Origin of the sequence: Sinorhizobium sp. 6-70, assembly GCF_030124375.1 — a bacterium.
In the GTDB taxonomy this organism is placed as follows: domain Bacteria; phylum Pseudomonadota; class Alphaproteobacteria; order Rhizobiales; family Rhizobiaceae; genus Sinorhizobium.
On record NZ_JASKLS010000004.1, the window covers coordinates 143,059 to 161,067 of the forward strand.

General features: G+C 61.2%; 16 protein-coding genes. 7 read left to right on the forward strand and 9 right to left on the reverse strand.

Translation table 11 applies throughout. From position 1 onward, the window contains the following. Window positions 1-4 precede the first annotated feature (4 nt). Window positions 5-1,009 carry a polysaccharide deacetylase gene (locus QN222_RS10435; RefSeq protein ID WP_283961659.1) on the reverse strand — a complete coding sequence of 335 codons (1,005 nt, stop codon included), beginning with the start codon at window positions 1,007-1,009 and terminating at the stop codon, window positions 5-7. A gap of 146 nt (window positions 1,010-1,155) precedes the next feature. On the opposite strand from QN222_RS10435, the gene QN222_RS10440 reads away from it, so the two are divergent. The 3 genes from QN222_RS10440 (at window position 1,156) to der (ending at window position 4,053) form a co-directional block, all read left to right on the forward strand. Beyond that, window positions 1,156-1,743: an NnrU family protein gene (locus QN222_RS10440; RefSeq protein WP_283961658.1), complete on the forward strand. Its 588-nt coding sequence runs from the start codon at window positions 1,156-1,158 to the stop codon at window positions 1,741-1,743. 89 nt (window positions 1,744-1,832) lie between these two features. Then, complete coding sequence (locus QN222_RS10445) at window positions 1,833-2,501, forward strand: tetratricopeptide repeat protein (protein WP_283961657.1); 669 nt, start codon at window positions 1,833-1,835, stop codon at window positions 2,499-2,501. A 118-nt stretch (window positions 2,502-2,619) separates the two neighbouring features. Further along, window positions 2,620-4,053: a ribosome biogenesis GTPase Der gene (der, locus tag QN222_RS10450; RefSeq protein ID WP_283961656.1), complete on the forward strand. Its 1,434-nt coding sequence runs from the start codon at window positions 2,620-2,622 to the stop codon at window positions 4,051-4,053. Here der and QN222_RS10455 read toward each other — a convergent pair whose 3' ends face one another. Continuing rightward, window positions 4,054-4,977, reverse strand: coding sequence for a sugar kinase (locus tag QN222_RS10455; RefSeq protein WP_283961655.1), 924 nt, complete (start codon window positions 4,975-4,977; stop codon window positions 4,054-4,056). Window positions 4,978-5,101: 124 nt separating this feature from the next. Here QN222_RS10455 and QN222_RS10460 point away from each other — a divergent pair, with 124 nt between their 5' ends. Further along, window positions 5,102-6,748 (forward strand): alpha-glucosidase family protein, encoded by a 1,647-nt coding sequence (locus tag QN222_RS10460; RefSeq protein ID WP_283961654.1) that lies wholly within the window; start codon window positions 5,102-5,104, stop codon window positions 6,746-6,748. Between the two features lie 3 nt (window positions 6,749-6,751). Here the strand turns inward: QN222_RS10460 and ade are convergent, their stop codons facing one another. The 7 genes from ade to QN222_RS10495 form a co-directional block, all read right to left on the reverse strand. Beyond that, entirely contained in the window at window positions 6,752-8,449 is a 1,698-nt protein-coding gene (ade, locus tag QN222_RS10465; protein ID WP_283961653.1) for an adenine deaminase, read from the reverse strand. Between the two features lie 192 nt (window positions 8,450-8,641). Further along, window positions 8,642-9,970: an aspartate aminotransferase family protein gene (locus QN222_RS10470; RefSeq protein WP_283961652.1), complete on the reverse strand. Its 1,329-nt coding sequence runs from the start codon at window positions 9,968-9,970 to the stop codon at window positions 8,642-8,644. 243 nt (window positions 9,971-10,213) lie between these two features. Continuing rightward, window positions 10,214-10,555: a metalloregulator ArsR/SmtB family transcription factor gene (locus QN222_RS10475; RefSeq protein ID WP_283961651.1), complete on the reverse strand. Its 342-nt coding sequence runs from the start codon at window positions 10,553-10,555 to the stop codon at window positions 10,214-10,216. Between the two features lie 119 nt (window positions 10,556-10,674). After that, window positions 10,675-11,418 carry a HugZ family protein gene (locus QN222_RS10480; RefSeq protein ID WP_283961650.1) on the reverse strand — a complete coding sequence of 248 codons (744 nt, stop codon included), beginning with the start codon at window positions 11,416-11,418 and terminating at the stop codon, window positions 10,675-10,677. 96 nt (window positions 11,419-11,514) lie between these two features. Further along, window positions 11,515-12,564 carry a choline ABC transporter ATP-binding protein gene (choV, locus tag QN222_RS10485; protein ID WP_283961649.1) on the reverse strand — a complete coding sequence of 350 codons (1,050 nt, stop codon included), beginning with the start codon at window positions 12,562-12,564 and terminating at the stop codon, window positions 11,515-11,517. Beyond that, the gene (gene choW, locus QN222_RS10490) at window positions 12,561-13,406 is read right to left on the reverse strand and encodes a choline ABC transporter permease subunit (RefSeq protein WP_283961648.1); all 846 of its coding nucleotides are present in this window, start codon (window positions 13,404-13,406) and stop codon (window positions 12,561-12,563) included. The genes choV and choW overlap by 4 nt, the downstream gene beginning before the upstream one ends. A 185-nt stretch (window positions 13,407-13,591) precedes the next feature. Continuing rightward, entirely contained in the window at window positions 13,592-14,548 is a 957-nt protein-coding gene (locus QN222_RS10495) for a choline ABC transporter substrate-binding protein (protein ID WP_283961647.1), read from the reverse strand. A gap of 360 nt (window positions 14,549-14,908) precedes the next feature. Between QN222_RS10495 and QN222_RS10500 the strand changes: the two genes are divergently transcribed. The 3 genes from QN222_RS10500 to QN222_RS10510 all read left to right on the forward strand — a co-directional run bounded on the left by QN222_RS10500 (window position 14,909) and on the right by QN222_RS10510 (window position 18,008). Continuing rightward, window positions 14,909-15,496: a thymidine kinase gene (locus QN222_RS10500; RefSeq protein ID WP_283961646.1), complete on the forward strand. Its 588-nt coding sequence runs from the start codon at window positions 14,909-14,911 to the stop codon at window positions 15,494-15,496. Window positions 15,497-15,709: 213 nt separating this feature from the next. After that, window positions 15,710-16,798: a hypothetical protein gene (locus QN222_RS10505; RefSeq protein ID WP_283961645.1), complete on the forward strand. Its 1,089-nt coding sequence runs from the start codon at window positions 15,710-15,712 to the stop codon at window positions 16,796-16,798. Window positions 16,799-16,859: 61 nt separating this feature from the next. Further along, the gene (locus tag QN222_RS10510; protein ID WP_283961644.1) at window positions 16,860-18,008 is read left to right on the forward strand and encodes a hypothetical protein; all 1,149 of its coding nucleotides are present in this window, start codon (window positions 16,860-16,862) and stop codon (window positions 18,006-18,008) included. Window position 18,009 lies beyond the last annotated feature (1 nt).

The window sequence follows — 18,009 nt, forward strand, 5'->3', positions numbered from 1 at the left end:
TCAATCAGAAGGCGGAGCGATCCGCCTTCTTTTTTGCGCTCTCGATGAGGGGGAGCGCCTCGGCATAGCTGACGCAGGCGACATCCGGCTTGCCGCAGGTCTCCGTCAGGAAGCGGTCAAGCGCGCGCCAATAGGCGCCGCCGTTCATCTCGACGAAATGGAAGCCGAGCTGAAGCGGAACACGGCCTCCGTCGTATTCCTTGCGGAACGCCTCGCGGTAGGCCGCAAGCGTGCGTTCTTCGAAGGCCGCGCTGTTCTTCTTGTTCTCGACGCCCATCGAATGGCGGACGAAGAGGTTGTAGTCCATGCCGATCACCGGCCGGTGCGACGGACCTTCGGGAATGAGGGGCAAGCCGAAACGGGGCAAGCCGTCCTGTGACGACGGCCACCCGGGCCCTTTGGTCACGAGGCTTGCGTCATAGGTGAAGCGAAACGCCTTCAACGCCGGCACCAGGCCGTCGCTCAACGAAAGGTAGGGCGCGCGAAAACCCCTGATATCGTTTCGCGCAAACTCCGCCCAGCCTTGCGGTTCCGCCCCTGCCTTGTCGGCCTTCTTCCAGGCGTTGATCAAAGCCTCGCGGAAAGCGGTGAATTCCCGCTGCCAATCGGCATCGCTCCAACCCTTGCCGTCGAAATGGCCGCAGGCATGGCTGCCGATATCGTGTCCATCGATATGGGCCTGCCAGATATGGCCGGCCCGCGCCGCGATCTCCTCGCGGCTTTGCGCGAAGCCGACGTTCGAGCGCCCGGCCTTTTGGCCCGGCGCCTTGTAGATCTGCTTGCCGTCCGCTTTTGTCATCAGGAAGGTGCAGGACAGGAAATAGGTGAAGTGGGCACCGGTGCGCCTCGCCATGGTGAGGCTCCTCTCCCACAGCGCGTTGTCATGCGCACCGTCGAAGGAGACGATGACGAGCTGTTTGTTCGCTGTGGCCTCGGGTGCCGGCAGCGGCTCGGCAATGGCGAGGGCGGGAAAAAGGCAAAGGGAGAGAGCAAGGATCTGGCGCGTCATTTCGGAGGCATCTTGGGAGAATCAGTAAAGGAATTGTTCGTGCCGTCCGTTGTGCAGGAATGCGGCAATCCTTTGATGCATCTGGAAATTCGCGATTGATATCGCTATGGCTTGGTAAACAAATGAATAATTGCGGCGGGTGAAACATGGCGCTTCTCGTACTGGGCATTGTGATCTTCTTGGGCATCCACCTCGTTCGAAGCTTCGCACCGAGCGTGCGCAAGGCCGTGATCGAGCGAAAGGGCGTCGGAACCTGGCACGCGATCCACGGCATCTCGGCGGTCATTGGCCTCGCACTTATCGCCTTCGGTTTCGACCAGGCGCGCGCGACCACCGGCATCCTCTATACGCCGCCGGTCTTTCTCACCCATATCGCCTTGACCCTGATGCTGATCGCCTGCATCTGTCTCGCGGCCGCCTTCCTGCCGTCTGGCAAGATTCGTGTCGCAACGAAGCATCCGGCGATCCTCGCCATCAAGATCTGGGCACTTGCCCATCTGCTTGCCAACGGCGAGACCTCGTCCGTCCTGCTCTTCGGCTCCTTCCTGGCGTGGGGCGTCATTCTCCGCATTTCCATGAAGAAGCGCTGGCGTGCCGGCGAGATCAGCTACCCAACCGTCTTTTCCTATCGCTACGATGTCGGCGCAATCCTCCTCGGGGCTGCGCTCTTCGTTGCGATTGTCTGGAAGCTGCACGAACTGGTGATCGGGGTAGCACCCATCGCCATCGGCTAAATGATCTTCTCCCCCTTACAAGCGGCGCAAAATCGGGTAGAAGGCGCAAAATTCTCATCATGAAGGCCGGGCAGCCGGAACACAGGGACATGGCGAACCAAGACGACAGCTTTATCCGCGAGGTCAATGAAGAACTCCGTTCGGACCAGATGAAAGCCATCTGGATGCGCTTCGGCGGGCTGATCGTCGCGCTCGCCGCCTTGATCGTGCTCGGCACCGTCGGCAAGGTCGGTTATGACTATTGGCAGGAAACATCCTCCTCGCAATCGGGAGATGCCTTCCTCGCGGCGCTCAATCTTGCCCGGGAAAACAAGTCGGACGAGGCGCTTGCAGCGCTGACGGCTTTGGAAAAGGACGGCTACGGCTCCTATCCGGTGCTGGCCCGGTTGCGGTCTGCGACCCTGCAGGCCCAGAAGGGCGAGACCGACGCGGCGATCACTGCCTTCTCCGAAATCGGCAAGGATACGCGTATTCCGCCGGCGCTGCGCGATGCCGCGCGCCTGCGCGCCGCCTATCTGCTCATCGACCACGGGACCTATGAGCAGGTGTCGTCGGAGGTCGAACAACTGGCCGTTCCGCAAAACACGATGCGCCATTCCGCCCGGGAAGCGCTTGGTCTTTCGGCCTACAAGGCAGGCGACTTCGCCAAGGCAAAAAGCTGGTTCCAGCAGATCACCGACGACACCGAGAGCCCGCGCGGGGTCATGGGCCGGGCGCAGATGATGCTTGACGTGATCGCTGCGAGCGGAAAAGCCTAGCATCGGCCCGAAAATCGGACCCGATTTTCGGAAAGCACGATGCGTAGATTCAAAGAGTTATAGCGCCGTGCGCCCTAAGGGATGCACGGCGCTATAAGAGCGGAAACGGATATTTGAGATGAGTTTTACCGTCGCCATCGTCGGGCGCCCCAATGTCGGCAAGTCCACCTTGTTCAACCGCCTGGTTGGCAAGAAACTGGCGCTTGTCGACGATACGCCGGGCGTGACCCGCGACCGGCGCCCGGGCGACGCGAAGCTCGTCGACCTCAAGTTTCGCATCATCGATACGGCGGGGCTCGAGCAATCGGCGCCAGATAGCCTGCAGGGGCGGATGTGGGCGCAGACCGAGGCGGCGATCGACGAGGCCGATCTTTCGCTGTTCGTGATCGATGCCAAGGCGGGATTGACCCCGGCGGATGAGACGCTCGCCGAAATGCTGCGCCGTCGCGGCAAGCCCGTCATCGTCGTCGCCAACAAGGCCGAGGCGCGCGGTTCCGACGGCGGCTTTTACGACGCCTTCACGCTCGGCCTCGGCGATCCTTGCCCGATCTCGGCCGAACATGGTGAGGGCATGATCGACCTGCGCGACGCCATTGTCGCCGCGCTTGGCGAGGAGAGGGCATTTCCGCCGAAGGAAGACGTGGCGGTGACCGATGTCGACATCCGCCCGAGTGCTCCGGGCGAGGGGGCCGAGGATGAGGATGTCGAGCCCGCCTATGACGAGACGAAGCCGCTGCGCGTGGCGATCGTCGGCCGGCCGAATGCCGGCAAGTCGACGCTGATCAATCGCTTCCTCGGCGAAGACCGGTTGCTGACCGGACCCGAGGCGGGGATCACCCGCGATTCGATCTCCGTCGAATGGCAATGGCGCAGCCGCACGATCAAGATGTTCGATACGGCCGGCATGCGCCGCAAGGCCAAGGTCCAGGAAAAGCTCGAGAAGCTCTCGGTCGCCGATGCGTTGAGGGCGATCCGCTTTGCTGAAACTGTCGTTGTCGTATTCGACGCGACTATTCCCTTCGAGAAGCAGGATCTGCAGATCGTCGATCTGGTCCTGCGCGAGGGACGCGCGGCCGTGCTCGCTTTCAACAAATGGGATCTTGTCGAGGACTGGCAAGCGGTGCTGGCCGATCTTCGTGAAAAGACCGAGCGTCTCTTGCCGCAGGCGCGCGGCATCCGCGCGGTGCCGATCTCCGGCCATACGGGCTATGGTCTGGACCGGCTGATGCAGGCGATCATAGACACCGACAAGGTGTGGAACCGGCGTATCTCGACGGCGCGGCTTAACCGCTGGCTCGAATCGCAGCAAGTGCAACATCCGCCGCCGGCCGTTTCCGGGCGCCGCCTTAAGCTCAAATACATGACGCAGGTAAAGGCCCGTCCGCCGGGCTTCATGATCTCCTGCACGCGCCCCGAGGCCCTGCCGGAATCCTATACCCGCTATCTGATCAACGGGCTTCGCAACGACTTCGACCTGCCGGGCGTGCCGATCCGGGTGCATTTCCGCGCGTCGGATAATCCTTACGAATCGAAGGCACGCAAGAAGCGCTGATCAGAGGACCGTTGCCGGCAACTTGTCCCGCGCGATCAATGCTCCGTGGTGGCTGATTACGGCAGCCGCGATGCGAACGGCGAATGCCGCCGCGTCGGCGTGGCTGTCGCCCGCCGCGAGGCGGGCGAGTAACGCGCCATTGAAGCTGTCGCCGGCGCTGGTCGTATCGACTACGACCGGCACCGGCAGCGCAGGAACATGAACGCGTTCCTTGCCGGCGAGGTCCACGGTTACGCCGTTGGCGCCATCCTTGACTGCGATGTCTTCGACACCGAGTGCCCGATAACGATCGATCGTCGCAGAAACCGTACTGTCGCCGAAATGGTTCGCTTCGTCGTCGAAGCTTGGCAGAACCATGGTGGCCGTCCGCGCGCCCGCTTGCAGCACAGCGCGCATCCGCGCCAGGTGCTCCCAGAGGCGCGGACGGATATTCGGATCGAAGACGACCCGCTTCCCGCTTGCTCGCGCACGACGCAACTCCGACAGCAAAGTCTCGATCGCGTTGGACGACAGGATTGCAAGCGTGATCCCGGAAAAGAAGACAAGGTCCGCCGTCTCGATCGCCGCCCGTAGCCGATCGGGGTCGTCGGCGAGCAATTTGGCGGCCGAGGCGGAGCGCCAATAGGAGAAACTGCGCTCGCCGTCCTTCAGGTGGATCATGTAGAGACCAGGGATCCGGTCCTCGTTCCTGCAAATATGGGCAGTGCCTATGCCCTTGCTTTCGATAAAGGCCAGCATTTCGGCCGAGACGGTATCGGTGCCGACGGCCGTGAAATAGTCGACGCTCCAGTCCGATGGCAGGAACAGACGGGCATAGTAGGCGGTGTTGAACGTGTCGCCGGCATAGCCCTTGCGCAGCATGCCCCCTTCCGCCTGCATCAGTTCGACCATGCACTCGCCGATCGAAAGCAGTGTGCAGGCCATATGTTCCTCCATTTCCGGGATCACGCGAGCCGAGGCCCTGCGAGCAAATATCACCATCGTCGTTTACTCGAAGAACTCCCAAAGATAAATCTGCTTGGAGACAGCGAAACGAGGAGATTTGCCGATGGCGATAGCATCGAGTTCAGCGGCCGACTGGTGGCGCGGCGCAGTGATCTATCAGGTCTACCCGCGCTCCTTTCAGGATACCAACGGCGATGGCATCGGAGATCTTCGCGGCGTCACCGGGCGGCTTCCCCATATCGCCTCGCTCGGTGTCGATGCGATCTGGCTGTCGCCCTTCTTCAGGTCACCGCAGGCCGACATGGGCTATGACGTCTCCGACTATTGCGACGTCGACCCGATGTTCGGCACCCTTGCCGATTTCGACGCCATGCTCGCAGAGGCGCATCGCCTCGGCCTGAAGGTGATCATCGACCAGGTGATTTCGCACAGCTCGGATCGCCATCCGTGGTTCGTCGAGAGCCGGTCCAGCAGGACCAATGCCAAGGCCGACTGGTATGTCTGGGCGGACCCGAAACCCGACGGCACGGCGCCGAACAATTGGCTTTCGATCTTCGGCGGCCCCGCCTGGGAATGGGACGGCGTGCGCAGGCAATACTACATGCACAATTTCCTGTCGTCGCAGCCGGACCTCAACTTCCACAATCCGGAGGTCCAGGAGGCCGTGCTCTCGACCGTCCGCTTCTGGCTCGATCGCGGCGTCGACGGCTTCCGGCTCGATACCGCCAACTACTATTTCCACGACCGCAACCTCAGAGACAATCCGCCGCTCGTTCCAGATCCGGATGCAACGAGCCACGATGCGCCGGATGTCAACCCCTACGGCATGCAGGATCATCTCTACGACAAGACACAGCCGGAGAACGTCGGCTTCCTGCGCAGATTACGGGCCATGCTCGATGAATACAGCGCTCGCGCAACGGTCGGCGAAGTGGGCGACGGCGCCCGTTCACTGCGGACGGTCGCCGCCTACACGGGCGGCCGCGACAAGCTGCACATGTGCTACACCTTCGATTTTCTCGGGCCCGAATTCACGGCAGGGCATATCCGCCGCTGCGTGGAAAAGTTTCGGGCGGTGGTCGCTGACGGCTGGGTTTGCTGGGCCTTTTCCAACCACGATGTGATCCGCCATGTCAGCCGGTTCGCACGCAATGAAGCCGAGCGCGAGCGGGTGGCGAAGCTCGCGATCTCCCTGCTTGCCGCGTTGCGCGGGTCGATCTGCCTTTACCAAGGCGAGGAACTGGGATTGCCGGAGGCGGAACTCGCCTTCGAGGAACTGCGCGACCCCTACGGCATCCGTTTCTGGCCAGCCTTCAAGGGCCGCGACGGATGCCGCACGCCGATGGTATGGGAACAGGAATTGCCCCATGCGGGCTTCTCCCTCGGGACGCCCTGGCTGCCGGTCCGCGACGAACAGCGGTTGCTAGCGGTCGATGCGCAGGAGGGCGTTCCGGGCTCGGTGCTGGAGCATTATCGCCAGACTCTCGATTTTCGCCGGACACATGCGCCGCTTCTCGACGGCGACATGGCGTTTCTCACCTTCAACCAGGATATCCTGGCTTTCACACGGGAGAAGGATGGCGAGCGGTTACTGTTCGTGTTCAACCTCACGCGGGAGCCGCAGGAGGTGCGACTCCCGGTCGATGTGATCGTTCACGAAATGCTTCCGATGCCCGGCTTCGCACCCCGGTTGATCGACGACGCAATCGCACTTTCCGAGCTCGACGTCTTCTGCGGTCGGTTGCGGTGAGCATCACCCGATAAGCGTGAATGTATCTACGTCTACAAGGCCCTTGTCCGAGATTTTCAGGTGCGGAATCACCGGCAGCGGCAGGAAGGCGAGTTGCAGGAAGGGCTCCTCCAGCGTGGCGCCGAGGGCGAAGGCGGCTTGCCGGAGGTGATGGAGAATGTCGCGCACGCGCTCATGGGGTTCGAGGCTCATCAGGCCGGCGACGGGGAGGGCGATCTCACCGGTCACCTTGCCGTCGTTGACGACGACGAAGCCGCCCTTGATCTCGCCGAGCCGGTTGGCGGCGAGCGCCATGTCCTCCTCGTTGACGCCGACGACACAGATATTGTGGCTGTCGTGGCCGACGGTCGAGGCGATCGCGCCTTTCTTCAGGCCGAAGCCCTGGACGAAGCCGTTGGCGTGATTGCCATTGACGCCGTGGCGCTCGATGACGGCCACCTTGATGATGTCCCGGCCGAGGTCGATTCCAGTCTGGTTTCCTTCAGCGGGCAGGTGGAAGCGCCGATGTTCGGTGATGATCTTGCCGGGAAGGACGCCGATCACCGAGGTTTGGCCCTCGGCATAGGGAGCCGCGAAATCGGCGGCTTTGATCGCGCCAGCCTTGACACTATCAAGCCCGACAGGCTCGACCGGCTTGCGCGTCGCGAAGAGGGCATCGGTTACCCGTCTTCCCCCGGAAAACACGATCTCGGCCCTGCAGCGCTCCAGGCTGTCGATGACGACGAGGTCGGCGCGCCAGCCGGGCGCGACAAGGCCGCGGTCCCTGAGGCCGAAGGCGCGGGCGGCGGAAATCGAGGCAGCGCGATAGATCGCCAGAGGCTCGACGCCGGCCGCGATCGCGGTGCGGATCATGTGATCGAGGTGACCCTGTTCGGCGATGTCGAGCGGATTGCGGTCGTCGGTGCAGAGTGCAAGGTAGGGCGACAGCCGCTCGGTGATGATCGGCATGAGGGCATTGAGGTCTTTCGAGACGGAACCCTCGCGCACGAGGATGTGCATGCCCTTGCGGATTTTTTCGAGCGCCTCGGCCGCGGTCGTGCATTCGTGGTCGGTGCGGATGCCGGTGGCAAGATAGCCGTTCAGTTCCTTGCCGGAGAGAAGCGGTGCATGACCGTCGATGTGACCGCCCTGGAATGCATCGAGCTTGGCGAGGCAAATGGGGTCCTTGTGGACGACGCCGGGAAAATTCATGAACTCGGCGAGCCCGATCACCTTCGGGTGGTGGCGGAAGGGCACGAGGCGCTCGATCGGCAGGTCGGCGCCGGCCGTCTCGAGATGTGTTGCCGGCACGCAGGACGAAAGCTGGACGCGAATGTCCATGATCGTTTCCATCGCCGACTCGAGGAAGAACTGGATGCCCTCGGTGCCAAGGACGTTCGCGATCTCGTGCGGATCGCAGATCGCCGTCGTGATGCCGAGCGGTAGGACGCAGCGGTCGAATTCGTGCGGCGTAACGAGCGAGGATTCGATGTGCAGATGCGTGTCGATGAAACCCGGAACGACAATGCGGCCGGTGATGTCGATCTCCTCGCGTCCCTCATAATCGCCGTAGGTGCCGACGATGCGGTCGCCGCAAATGGCGATATCGGAGGCAATAAGTTCACCCGTGACGAGATCGAAGAAACGGCCGCCCTTGAGCACGATGTCGGCCGGGACGCGGCCCACGCCCTGATCGATGAAACGTTCCAACATCTCGGACATGCGCGCGCTCCGCTTTCTCCTGCGTGATTCCTTAAATCGGAAATCGACTTAAGGAGAAAATCATGCAGCAATTCAAAGTGCTACAGCGACATTAGCGCGTCTGATTGGACGCGCGACGCTGTCTATTGATGCATAACAATAACCCTCTCCCCGCATGCGGGGAAAGGGCGGAAACATCGCTGGGGATCAGTCTCAGATGTTGTTCTTCAGCACGTCTCGCAGCTTGTCGAACAATTCGTCGATCTGCTGTTTCTGGATGATCAGCGGCGGCGACAACGCGATGATGTCGCCGGTCGTACGGATGAGCAGCCCCTTCTCATAGGCCTTCAGGAAGGCGGAGAACGCCCGCTTCGTTGGCTCTCCGGCGATCGGTTCCAGTTCGATCGCGCCGATCAGTCCGATGTTGCGGATGTCGATGACATGCGGGCAGTCCTTGAGCGAATGCAGCGCTTCTTCCCAGTAGGACCCGAGCTCGGCGGCGCGCGTGAGCAGGCCTTCCTCCTTGTAGGTATCGAGCGTGCCAAGCGCCGCGGCAGATGCGATCGGGTTGCCGGAATAGGTGTAGCCGTGGAAGAACTCGATCAGATGTTCCGGCCCGGTCATGAAGGCGTCGTGGATCTCGGACGTCACGAAGACGGCGCCCATCGGGATCACGCCGTTGGTGATGCCTTTCGCGGTCGTGATGATGTCTGGCTTCACGTCGAAATACTGCGCGGCGAAGGGCGTGCCCAGGCGGCCGAAACCGGTGATGACCTCGTCGAAGATCAGGAGGATGCCGTGCTTGGTGCAGATCTCGCGCAGTTTCTGGAGATAGCCCTTCGGCGGGATGAGCACGCCGGTGGAGCCGGCAACCGGCTCGACGATGACGGCGGCGATCGTGGAGGCGTCATGCAGGGTGACGATCCGTTCCAGTTCGGCTGCAAGATCGGCGCCATGCTCAGGTTCGCCGCGGGTGAAAGCATTCTTTGCCGGAAGGTGGGTATGCGGCAGGTGATCGACGCCGGTCAGCAGCGTGCCGAACATCTTGCGGTTGGCGACGATGCCGCCGACCGAGATGCCGCCGAAGTTGACGCCGTGATAGCCGCGCTCGCGGCCGATCAGCCGGAAGCGGGAGCCATTGCCCTTGGCGCGATGGTAGGCAAGCGCGACCTTCAGCGCCGTGTCGACCGATTCGGAGCCCGAGTTCGTGTAGAGGACATGGTTCATGCCTTCAGGCGCGATGTCTACCAGCCGGTTCGCAAGCTCGAATGCTTTCGGATGGCCGAGCTGGAAAGCCGGCGCATAGTCGAGTTCGCCCGCCTGTTCGCGGATCGCTTCTGTGATTTTCGGTCGGCAGTGACCCGCATTGACGCACCAGAGGCCAGCGGTGCCGTCCAGTACCGTGCGGCCGTCGTGGGTCGTGTAGTACATGTCCTTGGCGCCGACGAAGAGGCGAGGCTCCTTCTTGAATTGCCGGTTGGCCGTGAACGGCATCCAGAAGGCGCGCAGATCGTTCGGCGTTGTGTTCAATCGGTTCGACATGTCCTGTTCTCCTCGGCGAATTCTGATTGCTGACGGCCATAGGCGGCCAGGTCGGATTCTTTTACCCTTTGGTCAAACTATCAGTGCGCCCGATAGCGTCAAGCCTGCGGCGCTTGCGTCCCTGCAGCAAGTTTTTCGAGAGAACGATGGCCGTCAGCCTTGCGGCTCGCCAAAAATATAAGCCCCGCGCGATTGCTCGTGGGGGCTTCATAAGGCGTCCAGCGTGACGGACGTATTGGGAGATTACGCCGATTTGCGGACGAGGACTTTCTCTGCCACGGCATTGTCTTCGCCGTAGATCTCTGCAAGGGCGCCCAAGATCTTCATGACCGCATCAGAGGAACTCGAATAATAAATCGTCTGGGCGTCACGACGGGTGCTTACCAGATTCTGGGCGCGCAATTTTGAAAGGTGTTGGGAAAGAGCCGACTGGCTCAGCCCGACCTTGTTGGCCAATGCGCCGACCGCCAGCTCTTCCTTGATGAGAGAGTCAAGGATGAGAAGGCGTTTGGGATTTGCCATGGCCGAGAGGAAGCCGGCTGCTATTTCTGCTTCCTCGTGTTTTTCAGGCGGAAGGGGCTGCATTGCGTGCTCCATGCGAAAATTACATCACGCGTAGTTATGATTGGTGAAGCACGATAATTAGACGTGATGCATAAAAGGGCAACCACCTACTGCGAAAAATGGGGGTAGCTAAACACCGATTAACCGTAAAGTTTTTTCAGAAGCGGCCGCAATTCTGCTGTCCTCTGGAGCGGTGCCTCGAATTCGAGGCGTTTCAACCGCTCGCCGTCAAAGAGATCGAGGCCCGCCGCGTCAATACCGACGATCTTCCAATCCCCCGCCGGCGCGCGGCAAAGGACGGTCGCATAGTGATTCACGGCGCCGGCATGGTCGGCATTCATGTGTTCGATCGCGCTGTCCTCCATTTCCGCGAGGTCGGCGGCGGCCGCTGAGGTGATCGCGAGGTCGTCGGCCGTCAGTGCATAGGCGCGTCCGAAACCGCCGTTGAGGCTTGCCCTTAATGGGTTCAGCCGGAAGAAACCGAAATCGGGAAAGTCGACATAGAGCTTGGCCTTGGGATGGCGGCGGACGAAACGCGCGCGAATGCGGTCATGGACCTCGGAAGCGCGCGGAACCTCTTCAGCCTCGCATTGAACGGTCAGGCGCGGGTGAGCGAGCGGATCTCCCTTGCCGGGTTCGCCGGTCAGGAGCGACGCCCGCCGGTCGGCGAGCAGCGCCTGCGTGTGCGTTGCCAGTCGCGAGACGAGAACGACCGGCGCGCCATCGATGTCGATGCCGATCAGCACACGGCTGACAAAGGGGAAGCCGTCGCTCTCGGGCTCGATTGCAGCAAGCGAGCCGCTTTTTGCCGAGCGAAGCAATGTCCGGGCGAGCTTGCGGGCGTCATCATCGGTTTCGCGCAGAACGCTGGGTTTTTCGCTCATACCGGTCTTCCTTTCGCTGCTCGTCACCCCGAACAATATAAATGAAAAAGCCCGAAGCGGTTGCTCCGGGCTTTATTGGCCGTTCGGCGTGTTGCGTCAACTTTTGTTGCGATGACGCGTCAGGCCCTCGACTATGTTTTGCGCGTCGATCGTGCCGACGACCGAGCCGTTGTCGACGACGCCGATGCTGCCCGGCTGGCGGGACATTGCGTCCAGGATATCGACGAGGGGAGTCGTCGGCTTCGCCGTCGCCGTCACGCCGGCAATTGTCGCGCCTCGTTCGACGCCGGTCCGCATGACGTCCTTGGCCATCAGCATGGTGATCGGGTTCATGTGCTGGACGAAGTCGGCGACATACTGGTTTGCCGGGTTTTTCACGATCTCCTGCGGTGTACCGCACTGGATGATGCGTCCGCCCTCCATGATGGCGATGCGGTTGCCGATGCGGAAGGCTTCGTCGAGGTCGTGGCTCACGAAGATGATCGTTTTCTTCAGCCGTCGCTGGAATTCGAGCAATTCATCCTGCAAGCGGGTGCGGATCAACGGATCGAGCGCCGAGAACGGTTCGTCCATCAGGAGGATGGGCGCGCCGGTCGCAAAGGCGCGGGCAAGTCCGACGCGCTGCTGCATGCCGCCCGAAAGCTCATTGACTTTCCTGTCCGCCCATTTCCCAAGGTTGACCAGTTCGAGCTGTTCGCCGACGCGCTTCTTGCGTTCTGCCTCAGGCATGCCTGCGAGCTCGAGACCGAAGCCGACGTTGTCGGCGACGGTGCGCCAGGGAAGAAGCGCGAACTGCTGGAACACCATGGAAACCGTGTGCATGCGGAAGTCGCGCAGCGACTTGGCGGTGCAGCGATAGGGGTTCAGCGATCCATTTGCGGTCTTGATCTCGACGTCGCCGCGTACCACCGGCGCAAGGCCGTTGACAGCTCTGAGCAGCGTCGACTTTCCGGAGCCGGAGAGGCCCATCAGGACCAGGATCTCGCCCTCGTTGATTGTCAGCGAAGCGCCGGCGACGCCGAGCACGAGCCCCGTGGCGGCACCGATCTCGTCACGGCTTTTTCCCTGATCGACCATTTGCAGCGCGGCCTGCGGGCTCTTGCCAAAGATGATGTCGACATTCTTGAAAACGACGGCGTCTGTCATGCGCCTTCTCCTTCATCCGACGAGCGGAACAGACGGTCGAGGATGATCGCGAGAATGACGATGCAAAGACCGGCCTCGAAACCCTTGGCGACATTGACCGAGTTCAGGGCGCGAAGCACTGGAACGCCGAGACCGTTGGCGCCGACGAGGGCGGCGATGACCACCATCGACAGGGAAAGCATGATCGTCTGGGTGAGACCGGCCATGATCTGCGGCGTGGCAAAGGGCAGTTCTACCTTGCGCAACACCTGCCACGGTGTTGCGCCGAAGGACTCGGCCGCCTCAACCAGCGAAGGCGGTGTCGAGATGATGCCGAGGCGCGTCAGCCGGATCGGCGCGGGAATGGCGAAGATGACGGTGGCGATCAGGCCCGGCACCATGCCGAGGCCGAAGAGAATCAGCGCGGGGATGAGATAGACAAAGGTCGGGATCGTCTGCATCAGGTCGAGAATGGGGCGCATGACGGAATAGACCCATGCGCGGCGAGCTGCCGCAATACCGAGCGGAACGCCGACGGCCATGCTAACGAAACTTGCCGCGAGAACCAGCGCCAGCGTTTCGGTCGTTTCCTTCCAGTAGCCCTGGTTGACGATCAAGAGAAGCCCGAGACCGGTGAAGAGCGTCACCCCGAGCGAACGGCGGAACCACCAGGCAAGCGCCGTGACGACTGCGACAACGATGAGCGGGTGCGGAGTCTGGAGGACGTAGAGCAGGACGGCCACGACCGCCGACAGGAAATTCGCGAGCTGATCGAAGAACAGTTCGAAATTCGTTGTCAGCCAGTCGACGAACGCCTTGGCCCAGCCCCCGATGGGGATGCGGTATTCAGTCAGAAATTCCACGAGATTGGATCCCTCTTGTCAGGGTCAAAAACCGGATCGCGCGAAGCGGTGAAAAAAGGCGGGGTGGTTCCCCGCCCGCTGCATGTTTCCTTGAACCGGGGCCGGTTCAAGGATGAAACGTGCAGCACTTCAAAGTGCTACAGCGATCTATATGTCTGCTGCAGGACACACGGCCCTGTAGTCGATCAGAGACCGAGCGCGGCCTTCACCGCAGCCATTCCGTCGCCGCCGTCCCTCGTGGTCACACCGGCAAGCCAGGGGTCGATTGCCGTCGGATTTGCCTTGAGCCATGCCGCCGCCGCTGCCTCCGGCTCTTCGCCGTCGTTCAGGATCTTGCCCATGATCTCGTTCTCCATCTGGAGTGAGAACTTCAGATTCTTCAGCAGGGCGCCGACGTTCGGGCATTCGGTCGCGTAGCCGGCACGCACATTGGTCAGCACCGTGGCGCCGCCGAAATTCGGACCGAAGATGTCATCGCCGCCCGACAGATAGGTGAGCTTGAAATTGGCGTTCATCGGATGCGGCTCCCACCCGAGGAAGACGATCGGCTCGCCGTCCTTCTCGGCGCGGGCGACCTGCGCCAGCATGCCTTGCTCGGAGGATTCGACCACCTCGAAACCCTTGAGATCGAAGGTCCCCTTGTCAACCATGTCGATGATCAGACGATTGCCGTCATTACCTGGTTCGATCCCGTAGATCTTGCCGTCCAGCTCATCCTTGTGCGCGGCAATATCCTTGAAATCCTTTATGCCGAGTTCCGCGCCTTTGGCGTTGGTCGCAAGCGTGTACTTGGCACCTTCGAGGTTCTCCCGCACGGTTTCGACGGACTTGTCCTCGCGATAGGGCGCGATGTCGGCTTCCATCGTCGGCATCCAGTTGCCGAGGAAGACGTCGATGTCCTTGTTCTTCAGCGAGGTATAGGTGACGGGAACCGACAGGACCTTCACGTCCGTCTGGTAGCCGAGGCCCTTGAGAATCGTCGTTGCCGTTGCCGTCGTCGCCGTAATGTCCGTCCAGCCGACATCGGAGAAGCGGACGGTGCCACAGCTTTCCGGTTCGGCCGCGACGGCAGTTCCGGCGGTCAGGGCTGCCATGCAAACGGCACCAGCCAGCATGAGTTTGAGAGAGCGTATGCTTATCATCGTTGTCGTTCCCCTGCCTCTATTTATTGTTTTAGCCAAACACCAATGGAGCGCGAATTCAAGCGCCTTGATGTCGAAGGAAGTGTATTGCGTCAATACATTGACGGGATGCACAATGCGACGCCCAATGTCGCAATATCCAAGAAAAGGAAGCCATTTTGCGTCATGCTCTTGCGCCGACGCGCAGGGGTTGTCGTCATGCCTTGGCCAGCGACGTGGCCTTAGGGAATCGCGCGGAAGCGAAAACCTGTGGGTCATGCTGACCCGCTCTGGCCATCGGCCGCCAGCCCCGTCATGAAGCGGATTATTGCTTGTGTCCGAAAGGCGCACGGCGCTGTAGGACGTCCGGAGACAGGGAATATGGCCAAACTCTATTTCAGCTATGCGACGATGAATGCCGGCAAGAGCACCCTGTTGCTGCAGGCCTCCTATAACTACCAGGAGCGCGGCATGCGCGTCGCCATGCTGATCGCCGCCTTCGACAACCGCGCCGGAACCGGCCGCATCTCGTCGCGTATCGGGCTGGCATCGGACGCGATCCCGTTCAGCGGCGATGACGATCTCTACGCCCTTGTCGAACGCCTGAACGCAGACGGTTCCGGCGAGATCGCCTGTGTCTTCGTGGACGAGGCGCAATTCCTCGCCGAAGACCAGGTCTGGCAGCTCGCGCGCGTGGCCGACCGCCTCGGCATCCCGGTGATGGCCTATGGCCTCAGAACCGACTTCCAGGGCAAGCTTTTTCCCGGTTCCATGGCGCTGCTGGCGATCGCTGACGAATTGCGCGAAGTCAGGACGATCTGCCATTGCGGGCGCAAGGCGACGATGGTCGTGCGCCTCGACGGCGCCGGCAACCTTGTGCGCGAGGGCGCGCAGGTGGATGTCGGCGGCAACGAGAAATACGTTTCCTTTTGCCGCCGTCATTGGGAAGACCGCATGCACGACGGCTGAAGAAGCCAGCTGAAATTTTTTGATATGATCGCACGTAGACGGTCGCCGCGATTGCTCGCCTCCGTTCGACAACCCGCGCGAAAAAGCGTGTGTGCTATACTTGTCCTAACCGGCCAAACATCCTTTATATAACTGCAATCGAAGGCTGAATAATTTCGGCACGCCGATGCGGGTGACTGTCCCGATCCAGGGGCCAGATTAAAGGGGGAAGGTATGGCGACTCTGCAGAATTTTGACGCGGAAATCGAAAAGACGAGGAATGTCGTCCAGGAGATGCGCGGCAAGCTTGAGCAATCTGGCGTTGTTCTCGACCAGTTCGCCAAGGCCGACACCAAACTCGGTGGCGTCAATTTTGACATCGAGAACGCCCGCATCCAGGACGTGATCAATCAGCAGAAGGTGATGGAAGCCAACATCGCCGATCTGATCATCGGGCTTGAAGATGCGACCAACGTCTTCGGCTCCGAATTCGAAAGCATGAAGAGCTATACCGGCTACGAGAAATTCATCGGCATGTTCTCCAAGCAGAAGATGCAGCGCCTGCGGACCGATCGCGTGCGCAACATGTCGCTTGCCGGCAACCTGCAGGAACTTCTCGTCAAGTCCGACACCATCGTCGGCATCCTCAAGGACCAGAGGGCGATCCTCGACCAGCGCTACAAGACCTCCGAGCAGAGCCTCATCAAGGTGATCGACCGCCGCAAGGGGACGATGGCGTCGCTCGAGGAGACGCAGAAGCGCATCGAGGAACTAAATCCCCTGTTGCTCGACATCGAGAACAGGATCGCCGCGTCGACCGACCAGAAGACGAGAACGGAACTGGAGGGCGAGCGCTCGACGCTCGCGACGGAATATAACGAGAAACAGGCGAAGGAGCAGGAGCTGCTCGCAGAGAGCCAGACGCTCGAGCGCTACACGTCGATGTTCCAGACCTTCGTCGATTCGCTCAATAATCAGATCGCCGCGCAGAATACGCTGATCAACAAGCTGACGATCGATACCGAACAGCGCATCGTGCTTTACAAGTCGCTGGAGGATTCGTTGAAGACGGCGGCGCAGCAGGATGTGGCGCACAAGATCAACACGCTGGGTAGCCAGGTAGACACCGCGGCCGAGGAGACCATGGCCGGCATCGGCGCGGCGGCGCAGCGTCACATCGGCGACCTGCTCGAAATGCATGAGAAGAACATGCTCGCAACGCAGGATATCCAGCGGCGCAAGAAACTCGCCGACGACGCCTTCGCCCGTCGCTTCCAAACGGTGATGGACAAGCACAATGCGGCAAACTACGTGAAGCAGTGATCGGCAAGGCGGCAATGACGAGATCTCCGACCGCCTTTCGGCGCCTGCCGAGGGACTAGGCATGAACACCGCCGCATCCGCAGCCGTACGGCAATATTTCAGTTCCATCCGCTCCGCGCTGGCGGGGCTTGAGCTGTTTCTCGGCGACCGCAACTCACCGCTCTACCAGAATACCGTGGTCGGCGAGATCATCGTTCCCTATCTCGCCCGTCTGAAGTCTTCGATCGCCTGCTGGGAAAACCGCATCGGCTTCGTCGAGCGGTTCCGGATTTCGCGCGCCGAAAGCGGCTTCCCGGTCTTCCAGAACGTGCTCGAATTGGAAAACGACCGGCAGAGTGCGGAAAAGCGGCTGGCGAGCATTCCGCCGGCCGATGCTCTGCGCGAAGAGATGGCCGATTTCATTCTCAGGCAAAAAGCCTTTCCCGAGGGCTTGCAGGCCCGCATGGCGGAAAGGCTCTATCTCGAGCAGATCGGCAAAGGCGATATTTTCTCGCCCTTCATTCTGCCGGAGACGATCCGGGTCGCCGTCAACCCGAAGACGATGCGGCCCTACTACGTCGTCTCCTGGGGCGCCTTCGATGGCACCCAGACGCTCCCCATGGTCTACATGGCGACGATCGAGGATTCATCGGACAACATAGTCGAGATGCTGGTCACCCGTGACGGCAAGCTCAATCCCGGCATCGAGATTCCGCTGCCGGTCGGCGGTCTCCTCAATCCTGAACTTGCGAGCCGCTTCGATGACTTCGCCTCGAAGAACAGCGCCTATTCGCTGACGCCGGTGACAATCGCCACGAATCTCGACAAGGACTTCCCGGAGCTCCACCCGAAACAGCTTCGGCGCATCGTGCTCGGCCCGTTCTATTCGGCCGGGATCACCGAGAACAACGCCAGGATCAACGATATTCTCTCGAAGGTGCGCAAGACGGAGAACGCCTGGCTTTTGACCTGGACGGTGCAGGAAGTCTTCTCCAAGGCCGAACGTCCTGCGGAGCGCGGTTTCTGGTCCTCGACGCCGGCGCAGGAGGAATTCCACATAGACACCGACAACCTGGAGGCTGCCCGGATGGGGGTCAGCTCTTACGAGAAGCATGCGCTCGTGCCGCACGACGCCTATCAGGCGCTTTACGCCGAGGGCGAGGCGGGGGAAGTCTTTGGAGACTACAAGGTGCACGTGATTTCCGGCAACCAGGTGGTGAGCGAGGTTTGAC